17 protein-coding genes are annotated in these 15,790 nt (G+C 51.3%); 6 read left to right on the top strand and 11 right to left on the bottom strand.

The window, feature by feature from the left end:
• Positions 1-294 precede the first annotated feature (294 nt).
• The 4 genes from HMPREF3027_RS08695 (at position 295) to HMPREF3027_RS08680 (ending at position 3,122) form a co-directional block, all read left to right on the top strand.
• Positions 295-768: a low molecular weight protein-tyrosine-phosphatase gene (locus HMPREF3027_RS08695; protein ID WP_070708192.1), complete on the top strand. Its 474-nt coding sequence runs from the start codon at positions 295-297 to the stop codon at positions 766-768.
• Positions 769-1,117: 349 nt separating this feature from the next.
• Positions 1,118-1,894: a threonine/serine exporter family protein gene (locus HMPREF3027_RS08690; RefSeq protein ID WP_070708190.1), complete on the top strand. Its 777-nt coding sequence runs from the start codon at positions 1,118-1,120 to the stop codon at positions 1,892-1,894.
• Positions 1,891-2,391 (top strand): threonine/serine exporter family protein, encoded by a 501-nt coding sequence (locus HMPREF3027_RS08685; RefSeq protein WP_070708188.1) that lies wholly within the window; start codon positions 1,891-1,893, stop codon positions 2,389-2,391. The genes HMPREF3027_RS08690 and HMPREF3027_RS08685 overlap by 4 nt, the downstream gene beginning before the upstream one ends.
• Positions 2,388-3,122 carry a DUF6064 family protein gene (locus tag HMPREF3027_RS08680; RefSeq protein WP_018028704.1) on the top strand — a complete coding sequence of 245 codons (735 nt, stop codon included), beginning with the start codon at positions 2,388-2,390 and terminating at the stop codon, positions 3,120-3,122. Before HMPREF3027_RS08685 ends, HMPREF3027_RS08680 begins: the two co-directional genes overlap by 4 nt.
• Here HMPREF3027_RS08680 and bioD read toward each other — a convergent pair.
• From bioD to HMPREF3027_RS08625, 11 genes are all read right to left on the bottom strand, one after another.
• Positions 3,117-3,782: a dethiobiotin synthase gene (gene bioD, locus HMPREF3027_RS08675; RefSeq protein ID WP_070708186.1), complete on the bottom strand. Its 666-nt coding sequence runs from the start codon at positions 3,780-3,782 to the stop codon at positions 3,117-3,119. The genes HMPREF3027_RS08680 and bioD overlap by 6 nt on opposite strands.
• A gap of 15 nt (positions 3,783-3,797) precedes the next feature.
• Complete coding sequence (bioC, locus tag HMPREF3027_RS08670) at positions 3,798-4,562, bottom strand: malonyl-ACP O-methyltransferase BioC (protein WP_070708185.1); 765 nt, start codon at positions 4,560-4,562, stop codon at positions 3,798-3,800.
• The gene (locus tag HMPREF3027_RS08665) at positions 4,559-5,230 is read right to left on the bottom strand and encodes a DUF452 family protein (protein WP_070708182.1); all 672 of its coding nucleotides are present in this window, start codon (positions 5,228-5,230) and stop codon (positions 4,559-4,561) included. The genes bioC and HMPREF3027_RS08665 overlap by 4 nt, the downstream gene beginning before the upstream one ends.
• Positions 5,215-6,348 (bottom strand): aminotransferase class I/II-fold pyridoxal phosphate-dependent enzyme, encoded by a 1,134-nt coding sequence (locus HMPREF3027_RS08660; protein ID WP_070708181.1) that lies wholly within the window; start codon positions 6,346-6,348, stop codon positions 5,215-5,217. The genes HMPREF3027_RS08665 and HMPREF3027_RS08660 overlap by 16 nt, the downstream gene beginning before the upstream one ends.
• Complete coding sequence (bioA, locus tag HMPREF3027_RS08655) at positions 6,341-7,624, bottom strand: adenosylmethionine--8-amino-7-oxononanoate transaminase (protein ID WP_070708212.1); 1,284 nt, start codon at positions 7,622-7,624, stop codon at positions 6,341-6,343. Before bioA ends, HMPREF3027_RS08660 begins: the two co-directional genes overlap by 8 nt.
• Before the next feature lie 2 nt (positions 7,625-7,626).
• A complete protein-coding gene (gene bioB / locus HMPREF3027_RS08650; RefSeq protein ID WP_070708179.1) occupies positions 7,627-8,610 on the bottom strand; it encodes a biotin synthase BioB in 984 nt (327 codons plus the stop codon).
• 72 nt (positions 8,611-8,682) lie between these two features.
• Complete coding sequence (locus HMPREF3027_RS08645) at positions 8,683-8,985, bottom strand: hypothetical protein (protein WP_070708178.1); 303 nt, start codon at positions 8,983-8,985, stop codon at positions 8,683-8,685.
• Between the two features lie 17 nt (positions 8,986-9,002).
• On the bottom strand, positions 9,003-10,556 hold the full coding sequence (locus HMPREF3027_RS08640) for a peptide MFS transporter (protein WP_021903433.1): 1,554 nt from the start codon (positions 10,554-10,556) through the stop codon (positions 9,003-9,005).
• 61 nt (positions 10,557-10,617) lie between these two features.
• Positions 10,618-11,712, bottom strand: coding sequence for a DUF4831 family protein (locus tag HMPREF3027_RS08635; protein ID WP_070708177.1), 1,095 nt, complete (start codon positions 11,710-11,712; stop codon positions 10,618-10,620).
• Positions 11,713-12,132: 420 nt separating this feature from the next.
• A complete protein-coding gene (hpf, locus tag HMPREF3027_RS08630; protein WP_018028714.1) occupies positions 12,133-12,423 on the bottom strand; it encodes a ribosome hibernation-promoting factor, HPF/YfiA family in 291 nt (96 codons plus the stop codon).
• A complete protein-coding gene (locus tag HMPREF3027_RS08625; protein WP_083317573.1) occupies positions 12,392-13,372 on the bottom strand; it encodes a tyrosine-type recombinase/integrase in 981 nt (326 codons plus the stop codon). Before HMPREF3027_RS08625 ends, hpf begins: the two co-directional genes overlap by 32 nt.
• A gap of 96 nt (positions 13,373-13,468) precedes the next feature.
• Between HMPREF3027_RS08625 and pta the strand changes: the two genes are divergently transcribed.
• Together pta and HMPREF3027_RS08615 are read left to right on the top strand one after the other, a co-directional pair.
• A complete protein-coding gene (gene pta, locus HMPREF3027_RS08620; RefSeq protein WP_018028716.1) occupies positions 13,469-14,485 on the top strand; it encodes a phosphate acetyltransferase in 1,017 nt (338 codons plus the stop codon).
• A gap of 22 nt (positions 14,486-14,507) precedes the next feature.
• Positions 14,508-15,704, top strand: coding sequence for an acetate/propionate family kinase (locus HMPREF3027_RS08615; protein ID WP_070708175.1), 1,197 nt, complete (start codon positions 14,508-14,510; stop codon positions 15,702-15,704).
• The last annotated feature ends 86 nt before the right edge of the window (positions 15,705-15,790 follow it).

Raw genomic sequence — 15,790 nt, 5'->3', positions numbered from 1 at the left:
CTATTTAGCACGGACCTCTGCCGAGGTCCTTTCTCAAAGACACTCCGCTAACAACCATACGGCGTAGACTTTCTAATGCGTAACCCCTGGGGCGTTGGGGGATTGGAAAAGGCGATTGGTTTAATGAGAATGTTTGAAGAAGGATGAGATGCAAGGCGCTGAGGGTGAGGGCGAAGGGAGCGTACTCACGTACGTGACCGAACCTGAATCCCGAAAGCAACGTAGCAGATCGCCTTCGTGCAACAGTCTCTTAATATCACTATATTTGCGTGGAATTTAACATGAAGAATTTATATGAAGGTAAAGATACTATTCGTTTGTTTGGGAAATATCTGTCGTAGCCCTTCGGCTGAGGGGGTGGCGAAGCATATTATTGAGGAGAAGGGGTGGCAGGATTTGTTTGAGATTGACTCGGCAGGGCTCCACAGCTACCATGCAGGGGAACTACCCGATCCTCGGATGCGTGAGACGGCACAAGCAAGAGGGTATGACCTCACTAGCCGAAGCCGTGAGGTGGAGCTGGAGGACTTCTTTACCTATGATTATATCGTGGCGATGGACGATTCCAATGCCACGGAGCTTTATCATCGTGCTCCAACGCTCGAGACCTCCCGAAAGATCGTGAAGATGCGTGACTACTTCCCTGAGGGGGAGCAACTAGACTATGTCCCTGATCCTTACTACGGCGGTAAGGATGGCTTTGAATTGGTCTTGGATCTTTTGGAGGCTTCTGTAGAGCGGTTTTTAAGGGCGGTAAGCTCTGTTTAGTGGGGTCTATGAATGGGCTCATTTAGAGTTGGGCGTGTGGCGAGTTTGTAACTCAGTGTTGGCTTAGTTTGTAACTCGACAATTCCTTTGACTGCCACTAAGTTTTAGCCCGTGTGGCACTACTTCCTATGTCCTTAGAGGCCATAAGTCCAATCAAATCTAGTGCCTATTATTGTCGAAATATTCTAGTGTGCGATCCTTGCTGCTGAAAAAGGGTGCTTCGTAGGTTTTGAGAAAAGTGGTACATTTGTGGTGTTGACGCATAAGGCTTAATAACGTTTTTCCTTGAGAGGTCATCTGTCTCGAGGGTATCATCTTGTGTATCATTTATTGTGCGTCATCTGTAGATATGGTAGAAGAAGAGCAAAGTCCAGCCCTACACGAAGTTGGGGTATTTCTATCGGAGTATGCCACCCACCTTATGAGCTGTGGTGTGCACTCCTCACGTGTGATTCGCAATACGAAGCGGATTGGTATATCTCTTGGGTGCGAGGTTAAGATCAGTATTTTTCAGAAGAGCCTTATCATCTCTGTCCTTGATCTCAGGAGTCGGGAGCACTACAATGAGGTGTGTGAGATCTATCCTTATCCTATTAGTTTTGAGCACAATGCTCGTCTGAGTGCTCTTAGCTGGGAGAGTTATGACCACCATCTCTCTTTCGCTGAGATCAAGGGGCGGTATGAGTCGATCATCAAGGCTCCGATGATTCATCCTCTCTTTGTGCTACTGCTTGTGGGCTTTGCCAATGCCTCCTTCTGCCGGCTCTTTGGTGGGGATTGGGCCTCTATGGGGATTGTCTTTTCTTCGACTCTTTGTGGAATGTTGGTCAAGCAACAGATGAGCCAAAGGGGGGTGAATCATTATCTTACCTTTATCGTTTCGGCTTTTGTGGCTTCTCTATGTGCTTCTACGTCGGTGATATTTGATATCACTTCGGAGATTGCGATTGCTACAAGTGTTTTGTACTTGGTGCCTGGGGTCCCTTTGATCAATGGGGTAATTGATATTGTGGAGGGGCATGTGGCGATAGGGCTGAGCCGACTGGTGAGTGCGTGGTTATTGATTGGTAGCATAGCTATTGGTCTTTCTTTTACCATTTTGATAATGAAGGATAACTTGCTATGATAGCTCTGGATATTCTCTCGGATGGCTTTTTTGCAGCGATAGCGGCGATAGGGTTTGGGGCTATCTCAGATCCTCCGCTGAAGGCTTTTCGCCCGATTGCTATTTTAGCTGCCATAGGGCACGCCTGTCGCTTCTGCCTGATGACGTATGGTGGGGTGGAGATTGCAGCTGCTACGTTGTTTGCCTCTTTGCTCTGTGGATTTGGTAGCCTTTTACTGGGCAAACGGCAGCGGTTGCCTATGACTGTCTTGTATGTGCCGGCATTGCTGCCGATGGTGCCAGGTAAGTATGCGTATAATATGATCTTTGCCCAAATTATGTACTTGCATTCGATTGATGATCCTAGTGCTCGTGCTCTTTATATGGATACCTTTTTCTCTCAGTCGATGACGGCGATCACTGTGGTCTTTATGCTTGCGCTTGGTGCGATGATACCGATGCTCCTTTTCCCCAACTATGCCTATGCCCTGACTAGGTCTAATAAGCTCTCAAGATGAATACATTTTGGCACTCTATTGCGCGCTACAATGAAGCGACCTGGCTGTGGCAAGCCATTATTGTCTTTGTCGGTGTGGTGGTGACTCTATGGTTTGCTATTAGGCCGAGCAAGCGGACTACGTTGGTGGTGAAGCTCTATACAACGGTGCTTTACCTCTGGCTAGCGGTGGTATACTTCTATATCTACTGCTCGGAGAGGGCCTACAATGAGATTATGGCTTTATTTTGGCTGATCCTAGCTGTGGTATGGTGCTGGGATCTCTGTGTGAAGCATCGTAGTGAGGAGCGGGTGGAGCCACACAAGCCGTTGGGGTACCTCCTGCTCTTTACTCCTTTGCTCTATCCTCTGATCTCTATGGCCAGGGGGTTGCAATTCCCTACGATCACATCGCCGGTGATGCCCTGTACGGTGATGCTTTATACTATGGGGCTATTGCTCTTGCAGAGGGAGAGGGTCAATCTCTTTATTGTGCTACTCCTTTGCCATTGGTCGGTGATAGGACTTGCTAAGACGGCCTTCTTTAATATCCCTGAGGACCATTTGATGACTTGTGCTACACTTCCTGCGGTTTATCTATTCTTTAAGGATTCATTTCAACTTGATTCGAGCCACAAGGGTAAGCCTGGGATGGTCTACATCAATGCTCTTCTGATCTCTATCTTTTGCGGTATCGCCATTATCCTACTCTGGAGTATGTATAGGCAGTTCTCCAGTGGTAGCTTTTTATAGGGTGAGGTGGGGCATAGTGATGAAGTGGGTGCGGGGGTAGTGGCGTGAGAGGTAGGTGCGGAGGTACTCTCGGCTGTCGTCGGTGACGATCGGGTCGTAGGTAAGTCCTTCGTTGTAGACCACGAGTGGCACTTCTATCCCTCTGCTGGCGAGGGCTTCTAGGCTGAGGAGCGTGTGATTGATACTCCCTAGCTGTGCCGTGGTGATGAGGATGGTGGGGAGTTGCTCCGCCTCAATATACTCTATGGTGAGTAGCTCACGGGTGATCGGCACCATCAGTCCGCCAGCCCCTTCGAGCAAAATAGTTTGGTATTTCTCTAGTAGCTTCTTTGTGGAAGCGGTGGCGATAGAGATATCGATGCTTTTCCCCTCTAGCTCGGCCGCGATGTGTGGGGAGGCTGGTTTGGTGAATAGGATAGGGTGGGTGGTGTGGTCCTGATCCTCAGGTAGCAGTGCTCGCCCTTCAATCTTTCGGTGAACCAAGATGTCGTCGCTCATCTCCACACAACCAGTCTGCACCAGTTTCTGAGTGATCACTTGCACTCCTTCCTCTAGAAGTTGACGGCTAATCCAGCCTGTGGCAACGGTTTTGCCGGCGTCGGTATCAATACCAGTCACGAAGTAGACCGGTGCGTTAAGTATTTCTGATAGTTTCATCATGATATTATTGTAGTTTTATTTTTGTGCTATGATAATAAGGGGGTGGTAGGTGAGCGAAAGGGGCTCTTCAGAAGTGAGCTGATGGGCTTGCCGTAGCTCCTCCTCCAATCGAAGAAAATGCCCACGGCTCCAAAGCCCTTGACGGGTGTGAGTAAAGGCATTGGTGCCAGTCGCTTTGAGGTGGCGAAGTAGATCGAGGAGCGAAGGGAACTGTAGCTCAATAGTGAGTGCCCTCTGCTCTACATCGCTGAAAGGGGTGAGTGCTGCTGCGTATTCGGCTAAGGGTGGATAGTGGAGGGCATTGGGCAAGATGGGCTGTAGCTCTGAAAGGTTTTCGGGTAAAAAGGTGGAGAGTGCCAATGTACCGCCTGGGGTAAGTGCGTTGTAGGCTTTTCGGATAAAGGCGAGGGGCTCCTGCCACCATTGTATGCAGCTACTGGAGGCGATGAGCTGATAGCCTTCGCCCCAATCCCATTGCTCGGCATCGCCTGTGACAAAGGCAAAGGGGCGGTGGGGGAGCTTTTCACCCACCCAATGCTCTGCTTCAGGTACGAGATCATTGAGCGTTAGCTCTGCTTGTGGATAGCGGGTTGCGAGTTGCTCTGTGAAGAGCCCTGTTCCGCAACCGATCTCCAATATCCGTTGGGGTGGAGTGACCGCTTTCTCAGTAAGAAGTGCCATCATCTCTGCTACCACTCTCTGCTGAGGGGTAGCTGCTTCGTCGTAACTAGCAAAGGCACTACCGAAGCGGTCGGCGATTAATTGTCTGTCGATGGTCATAATTGGATTAGCTCCTCCCAGCTTTGGTATTCTAAGAGTGGGTAGTGCCCAACCCCTTTGAGCTGTCGGCAAGGGACGCCATGCCACTGCCAGTAGGCGAGTTGGTTGGCGGTGGGTACAATCAGGTCCCTCTCACTCACGATCGCTTCGCTCCATGCCAATTGTGGGAGCGTATCATCGGGTAGGTCCTTCACCTGCAGATAGGTGCCGTAGAGCTCCTCTCGCAGATCCTCTGTGGAGCGTGCTGCAAAGGAATTGAATACCGCCAATAGCTTCTTCCCCCCACACATCCGTCGGTTGAAGCGGGCACGATTATCATCATCTAGCCCCTCAAGCGTTCCCCTGAATATCTCATCGGGAATGCCGTATTGGTTGTGCATCGGCAGAGGGGTACCGTTGATCGCAATCGCCTTGGTGGGGGTGGGGAGGTGGGGTGCCAGCCTATCAAGTGCCCAGACACCCATACTCCATCCTACCATATAGACCTCTTGGTAATCAGATAGAGGAGGGATTGCCTCGGGCGAAAGGGTGCGGAAGTCGTAGGCGGTGAGGTAGTCGCACTCGGGGAGGGGCGTCAGGTGAGCTGCCACCTCGGGTGTGGTACCCCAGCCAGTAAAGAAGATGAGCAGACGGCGATTGCCTTGTTTTTTTGTTAGATCGAATTGCATAGGTTGGCCAATTGGATAATTTCGTCGGTGGTCATTGCTGCGGTGAGGGAGAGGCGAAGGCGTTCGCTCCCTTGTGGCACGGTGGGTCGGCGGATGGGACGGATATAAAATCCGTGGCGACAGAGTTGCTCTGCCGCTTTGGTCACCTGCTCCTCGCCAGGCACGATGAGAGGAATGATCTGTGAGGTAAATTCACGCCCCATCTCTTTGCCAAAAAGGGTTACCAGGTCTTTGAGATGCTGGCGACGGTCGTCCATCTCTTGAATGGCATGAAAAAGGAACCGGCTCCACGCCACATTGACCTCGGGGAGGGCGGTGGAGAAGATGAGGGAGCGGGCTTTGCTGACCAGCAGCTGGCGGAGGGTGTCGCTCTGAAGTGAGTAGGCACCGACAGAACCAAGGGCTTTGCCAAGTGTGCCTATAAGTAGGTCAATCTCTCTCGTCACCCCCATCTCGGCTGCAAGCCCTAGCCCTTTCGGACCAAAGAGACCTACCGCGTGTGCTTCGTCTACATATATATATAGGTGTGGGTACTCCTCCTTGAGTGCGACCAGTTCTTGGAGTGGGGCAATATCGCCATCCATGCTGAAGAGGCTCTCGGTGATGAGCCAAAGGGTGTCGTACTGATCGGCATAGCGACTCAGTATCTTGCGGAGATGCGAGAGGTCGTTGTGCCGATAACGCTGAAAGGGGGCTCCCGATAGCCGAAGTCCATCGATGATGCTGGCGTGTACCAGTTTGTCGGCAATGAAGAGGGTATTGGGGAGGGCGAGGACAGGAGGGATACCAGTATTGGCGTGGTAACCGCTATCCCATAGCAAGGCACTTCCCAGACCATAAGCATTGGCGAGTTCGCTCTCAAACTGCTGTGCAACAGGACTATTGCCAGTTAACAACCTTGAGGAGCCACTGGAGGGGTGCCGCCTTTTCCCCTCCTCCTCTATAAACCTCTGCCACAGCTGAGGCTCTGCCAAGAGACCGAGGTAGTCGTTGCTATTGAGATTGAGTAGTTGACGTCCCTTCACATCAATGTACTTCCCCCTTACTTCTATGTCGGGAAGGGTGCGGTAGGTGCCTTCGCTCTGGCACTGCTCTAAGGCTTGGCGGTATCTATCCATGGAGTACGTTGCGAAGTCCTTGGATAAGGTGTTGGAGCTCCTCATCAGTGATGGCGAGGAAAGGGGGCATCAGGTAAACCAATCGACCGAAGGGGCGTACCCAGATGCCCTCGTGGACAAACTTGGGGATTAGGGTTCCCATATCTACCGGCTCCTGCATCTCTACCACTCCTATGGCACCTAAGACTCTTACCTCCTTCACGGAAGGTAGCAAGGCAAGCGGTGCCAGCCCCTCCTTCAATTGCGCTTCTATCTCTTTCACCCGCTTCTGCCACTCCTTGGAGAGAAGGAGTTCTACCGACCGTTTGGCTACCGCACAAGCGAGGGGATTGCCCATAAAGGTGGGGCCATGCATAAAGCACCCAGCTTCGCCTCCGCAGATAGTATCGGCGATCTGCTTGGTGGTGCAGGTGGCGGAGAGGGTTACGTAACCTCCGGTGAGGCTTTTGCCGATGGTGATGATATCGGGCTGGATGTTGGTGTGGTAGGTGGCTAGGAGTTCGCCTGTCCTTCCAAAGCCAGTGGCGATTTCGTCGAAGATCAGTAGACAGTGGTATTGGTCGGCCAAGGCACGTAGCTGATTAAGATACTCAGGGTGGTAGAAGTACATGCCACCGGCTCCCTGTACGATCGGTTCAACGATGATCGCTGCCATCTCTTCGCCATGCTCCTCTAGGAGTTCCTTCATTGGAGCAAGGTCACTTTCGTCCCACGTGCCACCGAAACGACTCTCGGGCTGAGGTACGAAGTACTGCACTGGCAAGGTGCCTGCGAAGTAGCTATGCATACTAGTAATGGGGTCGCAAACCGACATGGCGTGCCAAGTATCGCCGTGGTAGGCACTTCGGATGCCTACAAAGTGCCGACGCTTATGCTCACCTAGCGATTGCTGGTATTGGATCGCCATCTTGAGGGCGACCTCAACCGCTACCGACCCACTATCGGCATAGAATATCTGATTCATCCCTTTGGGTAGTATCTTCTCAATCAGTAGTTGACTCAATTCTACTGCGGGGCGATGGGTGAAGCCACCAAACATCACGTGCGACATCTGCTGTAGCTGGTCGGTGATCGCTTGATTGAGTTCGGGGACATTGTAGCCGTGGAGGGCAGCCCACCACGAACTCATACCGTCGATCAGTTGGGTGCCATCCTCTAGAGTGATGGTACACCCCTTGGCACTCTTTACTGGGTAAACCTTGAGGGGGTCAATGGTAGAGGTATAGGGATGCCAGAGGTGGTCTCTATCCCATTGGAGTAGTTGCTCTGTAGTCATCTTCATGCTTCTATCTCCCAATTGGTGGGGGCTTTGGTGTCGTAGCCTGCGTTGGCGAATAGCTCCATATCACGCTCGGCAATGGAGGCGGTGGTGGTGAGCAGTCCGCCAGTGATGGCGGCGTTGATACCTATATATAGTGCTTTCTTTTGTACTTCGGTGCTAAGGAGTGCCCGTCCGCCACTGAAGCGGAGGTAAGCGGTTGGGTTGGCCAAACGGAAGATGCAGATGGCGAGTAGGATCTCGTCAGCAGAGAGGTGGGGCTGATCCTGAAGTGGGGTGCCGGGCATCGGGTGGAGTACATTGATAGGGATGCTCTCGATGCCAAGGGAGGCGAGGAAGAGGGCAAACTCTACTCGCTGAGCTCGGCCCTCGCCCATGCCGATGATGCCACCGCTACAACGTCGCATGCCAACTGCTTGGGCATTCTGTAGGGTCTCTATTTTCTCCGCTTGAGTATGTGTGGAGCAAAGGGTGGGGAAGTAGCTTGGGGCACTCTCCATATTGCAGTGATAGGTGGTGCAGCCTGCCTCTCGAAGCGATTGCAGTGCCTCTTTCGTTGCCAATCCTAGGGAGGCACAAAGATGTAAGTGGCACTTTCGGTCTATCTCACGGTACATTTCGCAGTAGGTGGCTACCTCGTCACGAGTTGGCCGTTTGCCACTCGCCACAAGGCTGTACCGCTTGATGCCCACCTCTGCATTGTGCTTAGCGAGTGCCTGCACCTCCTCTGAGGGAAGCACAGGGTAGCTCTCGCAATTGGTTTGGAAGTGACCACTCTGAGTGCACCAGTGGCAATCTTCGCTGCAGCGCCCGCTCTTTACATTGATAATGGAGCAGGTGTCAAACGCATCGCCACAAAGGGCACGTGTGATTTGGTGGCACGCTTCGTAAAGTTCCTCACGAGGCGTCTCTTCTACAATCCGAAGTAGCTCCTCCTGTGAGGTAATTCGTTCTCCCCCGATAATTCTTTCTGCAATATTCATCTATTTATTCTATAAAAAGAGATGGGTGCCAAGGCATACAATAGCCTTAGCACCCATCTTTGTATTGAGTGTCTAACTAGGTAGTGCAGCAATGGTGTCGGTAGTCGCCACCACCGTAATCAACGATAGAAGCGACTCCTCCCACGGGTCGGCACCCGACTCTTCGGCTTCTTTCTGCTCCCATAGCTCCAGCCATGAGGCATTGAGTAGGCGAAGGGTGGCGGAGGATTTTGGTGCGATCCGCTCCAGCACATTGGTGCGGAGCTGACCGATATTCACCACATTCCCGACCGAGTGAAAGGCGGCAGCAGCACTCCTACTCCATCGATTGAAGTGGAGTACCCGCCTTACATTTAGTCCTTTCAGTTGGTGCATTACCTACAGATTGGTTTTTACTTAGTAACTCTCTCCAGCCACTTCACCATAGAGAGCATGATGCCCATAGAGATGAGGCAGACGGCAGCGAATACTGTCCAACCTACCCAGATTGGCCACTTATTGTACATCACTGGGCCGAGCCAGATCAGTAGGTTACCAAGGGCGGTAGCGGTGAGCCACAAGCCCTGGCAAAGACCTTGAAGATGCTTAGGTGCCACTTTGGATACAAAGGATAGCCCTAGTGGAGAGATAAATAGCTCTGCCACGGTGAGGAAGAAATAAGTAACAATCAGTACCCAAGGACCTGCCTTCATCGCCGCCTGAGTCCCAGCATCCATAGCACGGAAGTCAGTACCAGATGGGTAGCCATAGTGTACAGATACTGCGATCAAGAAGATATAGGCCAATGCCGCAATCAGCATACCATACACAATCTTCCGTGGTGTGGAGATACTCTTACCTTTTCGTGCCAATGCTCCAAAGATCGCCATAATAATTGGTGTGAGCACAATCACAAAGAAGGGGTTCACAGCCTGCCAAATCTCAGGTGGTATGGCGTCGGTCTTGATAAAGTCACGAGCGAAGATGGAGAGTGACTGACCATTTTGGTGGAATGAGAACCAGAAGAATACCGCTACTCCAAGCACTGCAAAGAGAGCGTACATACGCTGCTTGATCTCGCTTGCCATTGCTGCTTTCTCCTCGGCAGTGTAACCTTGAGTCTCAACATGTACCTTTTTAGGTGGCTCAGGGAATAGACCACGAGTGGAGATAAAGATGATGAGAGAGATGAGCATTGCCACTACAGAAGCGATAAAGGAGTAGTGTACTCCAGTATTGAATACCTCAAGGTAGGTGTGGCAGAACTCTGGTGTAGGTACAGAACCACCTACCTCTACTGTCCACTTAGCTAGGTTGGCAGTCTCCTCTACTGTCATCGCAGCATTATTGAGGACCTTATGGCAAAGCTCAGGAAGACCTGCATTGTAAAGCAGACCATTACGACCTAGCCACCAGCTACGCAGTAGTGGTGCTACGAATGGAGCGATCAAACCACCGATGTTGATAAATACGTAGAATATCTGGAAGCCAGAGTCACGCTTTGTCTTGGCGATACGAAGTGCCTCAGGACCCTTCTTGGCAGCCTCTGCCTCAAGGTCGTCGTACATCTGACCTACAATCGCTTGGAGGTTACCCTTAAAGAGACCATTACCAAATGCGATCAGCAGAAGTGATACACAGGTAAATGGTAGGAGCCAGCTGATGTTGTCGGAGGTAGAGGTAATTGGAATGGAGAGGAGGATATATCCTAATGCCATCACAATAAGTCCTGCCATAATGACTCCCTTGTAGTTATTCTTGCGGTCGGCTAATACACCACCTACAAGGCTGAGTACGTAAATCAGGGCATAAAATACCGAGTAAATAACCCCACTCCACTGGTCGCTAATTCCAAACTTGGAGACCAGGAAGAGCAGGAGCACTGCATTCATAATGTAATACCCGAAGCGCTCACCCATATTGGAGAGGGCCGCTGGTATTAATCCTTTAGGATGATCTTTAAACATGTTGTGAAGTTTTTGTTTATCAGTGAATACTTAAGTTAATAATTATCTCGTTGTAAGGTTGTTATAGGTTGACTTCTTTGACCTCCTTCAGTCCGCCATTCATCGGGTAAAGCTCTACGGAGGTGGTGTGCCCTTTGGTATTGAAGAGCACCATATCGAGTGCCTCGAGGTTGCCCAGCTGTGCCACTGGCACCTCCTTACTCTCAAGCACCTGCCCTCGATAGGTGATGGTGGCACGCACCGTGCCAGGCACGCAATAGACTATCCCCTTGGAGAGACGACGCTCTAGTCGCTTCTGCTCCTTCTCATCAAGAGGGGTTGCCTGCTCCACCACTTTTATCTCTAGGTAAATTGGTTCCCCACGAAGGTCCTCTGCTGGGAGTAGTCCCTCGCGAGTTGAGAAGCGAGCCACCACGTGACGCCCCTCCTCCATTGCCGAAAGGTGGTCTGCTAGTTGCACGATTTCCTGCGACTGTCGCACCCCATTGAATTGGCGTGTAAAGGCTGCCTCCTCAGTATCTAGTCGCTTCACCGCTATCTCAAGGGCTTTGCCATCGGCAAAAGGTTGCTCCGACTCGCCACTCACTACTAGGTCACGACTCTCCCGAATGCGGTAGATGTTATCGGCCAATACCTTCGCCTTTGCGGCTGCTGTAGTGGCTTGGATATACTCTAGTGGAAACCTCACCTCAGGCAGCTCCGCCCATCTCAGTTCGTTGCTACGAGTGTCGAGAGGGGTAGGGAGGGTTACCTCCTCTTGCAGGTTGATTCCCACCAACACCCCATCCTCCGTCAGCGATACATTGGTGGCGGTGCTATTTTTTCGGAAGTCAATGGAGAAGCGTTGCTCCTCATCGGCCACTCCTCTTGCCCCCACCTCAATACTCTTAAGCTGGTATTTAAGTGCTGGTTCTAGCACCGCATTGGTAGTGCCAAGATACCGCTCCGCATAGAGCGAAAGCTCCCCAGGGATCTCCTTCGTTACCTCCGACGTTACTTGCAGATAGAGAATGGTCTGCGGAAGAGCGTAGACTACTCGATTATCGTTGAGCGCTCCCACACTGTATCGCTCCACCTTCTGTGCTGTAGCACAGCCGTAAGAGGTGAGGAGTGCTACCAGCAGGTAGAGTAGCTTGTAAGTCTTATGTTGTTTCATCTAGCTTTGCTTTGACCCTAATTTTAAGTTTACCGACAAATCTACTAAAAACTTTTGAGACCGCGTCGGTACTGCCCAGATTTAGGGGCTTTATCAGAGGGCCTTTCTCGGACGAGGGGGTACCTTTCTCGGACAGGGGGATGCCTTTCTCGGACGAGTCGGACAGGTCGGACAAGTCGGACGAGTCGGACGCCCAGCTAGCCACCGCAACTAACCCCGCAGCTAGCCACCTCAGCTAGCCACCGCAACTAACCCCGCAGCTAGCCCACAGCAGGTGGCGGTGTCCGACCTGTCTGACCTGTCCGACTCGTCCGACTTGTCCGAGAAAGGCACTCCCGCAAGGCACCTCCGCAAGCCACCAAAAAATAGGCTACAGAGTCTTGTGACCCTGTAGCCTATAGCTTTACTATTTAGTATCTATTATTTACGCTCCTTGTGCTTTTCCAGTTGCCTTTCGAGTGCTTCACACGCCTCTACCACTGCCTCCTCAAAGCTATTGGCCTGCTTCTCACTAAAGAGGTCTGGCCCCTTGATTGCGAGAGTGATTCGAGCCTTCTTGTTATTTGCCTGCTCAGGCTTCTCCAGTGTGAGGACGATCTCTGCATCGATGATCTCGGCATAGAATCGCTCTAGCTTGGCGACACGCTTCTCTACAAACTCCTGCAACTTCTCTGTCATGTCAAAGTTGACTGCCTGTACCTTCGTCTTCATGGTTTGTTCTCCTTTCTTTACTAGACTCCCTACTTCTAGGGTGTGCGTTATACATTTTACGAAGCTCCTCAAAAGTGGTGTGTGTGTAGACTGCTGTGCTAGAGATAGAGTCGTGTCCTAGTAGCTCCTTGACGCTCATCAGGTCCGCCCCATTATTGAGCATCGCTGTGGCAAAACTGTGCCGTAGGATATGCGGGCTTTTCCTTGAGTATTGTGGCAGTGGGGCCAGTGCCTCCTTCACCACTTTGTATACATAATCCGCCTTGGCTGGCTTGCCCTCGTCATTGAGTAAAAAGACCTCTGTCTCCACCTTTGGACTTCTGTACCCCAAATATAAATCTATTTTCTGACAAATCAAAGGACCAAGCGGTATAATTCGCTCTTTATTCCGTTTTCCGAGTACCTTTAGCTCCCCTTTAGTGGTATCTATATCCTCCAAATGCAGTCCCAATAGCTCCGCCCGACGCATTCCTGTTTGGAAAAGTAGGTCCACTACAAAGGCCCGCTGCCACGCTACCCGTTTCCCTTCACTAGTCGGCTCCTCCTCCGCCTCCTTGTAGAGCCGTTCGATATGGCGAGTGAGCAGATCGGCATTGACAAAAGTGGGGAGATACTGCCCATCCTTAGGCACCTGTACCGCCTTGAATGGGTTGTGCTCCACCTTTTCGATCTTCATCAGATAGCCGTAGAGACTTCTGAGTGCCGAAAGCCGTCGCTTCACACTACGAGTGGCGTCGGGCGTCTCCATCAGTTTTATGAGCGATTTTCTTGCCCGTCGGGTATCCACCGAACACAAAAACTGCTCCAGTGCCTCCCCCTCCAATTCATTGCACCCCTCCAGCGTGAGCCAGTGCTCTATATCGGTGAGGTAGGCGACAATCGAGAGCTCCGACATCCCTCGCTCATACTGCAGATATCTCCGGTATCGTTCGAGTATTCCATCCATCATAGCCCAAAGTTACACTTTTTTGGTAAATTTGTGTGCCTATAGTGATTAATACTGATCAAATATAAATAACATACGAACAACTAAAACTAAAGCATTATGCAACTACTTGAGAAGATTGTGGCCAATGCCAAAGCGGCAAAGCGTCGCATCGTATTGCCAGAAGGGCTAGAGGAGCGCACACTACGTGCTGCCGATAGGATTTTAGCCGAAGGGGTAGCCGACCTTATCCTGATCGGTAATCCTGATGAGATCAAAGCGAAAGCCAAGGAGCTAGGGCTCACCCACATCGCTACAGGGGCTACCCTCGTTTGCCCCAAGGGCAATCCCGATAAGGAGAAGTATGCCAATATCCTTTATGAGCTTCGTAAGAAGAAGGGGATGACCCTAGAGGAGGCAACTGCTCTAGCCGAGAATCCACTATACCTCGCTTGCCTTATGATCAAGGCAGGTGATGCCGATGGTGAAGTGGCTGGTGCCCAAAACACCACTGGTAACGTACTTCGTCCAGCACTCCAGATCATCAAGACCGCCCCTGGTATCAAGGTGGTGAGCGGTGCCTTTATCCTACTCACCAAGGCGTCTCAATATGGTGCCGATGGTACCCTCGTCTTTGGCGACTGCGCCGTGATGCCTGCCCCAACTGCTGAGGAGCTAGCTCAGATTGCCGTCTCTAGTGCCGAAACGGCTAAGACTCTAGTGGGCATTGAGCCAAAGGTGGCGATGCTCAGCTTCAGCACTAAGGGAAGTGCTAAGCATGAGAATGTAGATAAGGTGACAGAGGCTACTCGACTAGCTCAGGAACTCGCTCCCGAGCTCGCTATTGATGGAGAGCTGCAGGCCGATGCTGCCCTTGACCTCAAGACCGGTAGCAGCAAGGCACCAGGTAGCAAGGTGGCAGGTCATGCCAACGTGCTTATCTTCCCCGACCTTCAGTCGGGCAATATCGGCTACAAGCTGGTACAGCGTCTAGGTGGTGCCGAAGCGATTGGCCCTATCCTCCAAGGTATCGCCATGCCTGTCAACGACCTTAGCCGTGGCTGCTCCGTAGAGGACGTATATCACATGGTAGCCATCACCAGCAATCAGGCAACTGCCGCATTGAATAATAAGTAAACGAGAAAGAAATAGATAGATTATGAAGATATTAGTGCTAAACTGCGGGAGCTCATCGGTAAAGTATAAGCTCTACAATATGCAGAATGAGTCGGAGATTACCAGTGGTGGTGTAGAGAAGATCGGTCTGCCCGACTCTTTCCTAAAGTTCAAGACCTCCGATGGTGAGAAGGTAGTCATTGAGCACAATATGCCTACCCAAAAGGAGGCGGTGGAGCTGATCCTTGATACCCTGATCAATCCTAAGTATAGCTTCATCAAGAGCTACGAGGAGATCGGCGCGGTAGGACACCGCGTGGTACATGGTGGTGAGAGATTCAGCGAGAGCGTATTGATCAATGACGAAGTGCTTAAGGCAGTTGATGAGATCAGCGTATTGGCACCTCTCCATAACCCTGCCAACCTCAAGGGAGTGGATGCTATCACCAAGCTCCTTCCAAACGTAAAGCAGGTAGCTGTATTTGATACCGCCTTCCACCAGAGTATGGAGCCAGAGGCCTATATGTATGCCCTTCCTTACCGTATGTATAGCGATCTCAAGGTACGTCGCTACGGCTTCCACGGTACTAGCCACCGCTATGTGAGCCAGCGCGCTTGTGAGATTTTAGGCCTCGACTACCACAAAGCAAAGCTCATCACCTGCCACATTGGTAATGGTGGTTCCGTTACTGCTATCAAGGGCGGTAAGGTACTCGATACCTCTATGGGATTGACCCCTACCGAAGGCTTGATGATGGGTACTCGTACTGGTGATGTGGATCCAGGAGCACTCGTATTCATTATGGAGCAAGAGGGGCTAGATGCCAAGGGATTGAGCCAATTGATCAATAAGGAGTCGGGCGTTGCCGGCTTCTCAGGCATCTCTAGCGATATGCGCGACTTGGAGAAGGCCATCTCCGAGGGCAATGAGCGTGCAAAGCTTACCCTAGCTATGTACGACCACCGTATCAAGAAGTACGTGGGAGCTTATCTCGCACTACTCGACGGAGCAGATGCCATCATATTCACTGGTGGTGTAGGTGAGAACCAAGCTAGCACCCGCGAGTATGTATGTGACCACATGGAGTATGCTGGCATTGAGATTGATAAGGAGCTCAATAATAGTGTAAGAGCTAAGGAGGTAGTCCTCTCTACCGACCGTAGTAAGGTGAAAGTACTCATCGTGCCTACCGATGAGGAGCTACTGATCGCTCGCGATACTCTCGCCCTCGTGATGTAAGATACTCCTTATATATATGAGTAGCCCCCTCGGAAAACCGAGGGGGCTATTTTTAAGTATGACGGGCATGTCATACATCTGTGGTG

This window comes from Porphyromonas sp. HMSC077F02, assembly GCF_001815465.1.
GTDB lineage: Bacteria > Bacteroidota > Bacteroidia > Bacteroidales > Porphyromonadaceae > Porphyromonas_A > Porphyromonas_A somerae.
Note: the sequence above shows the minus strand (reverse complement) of the source record. Positions and strands in the feature narration are given on the sequence as shown.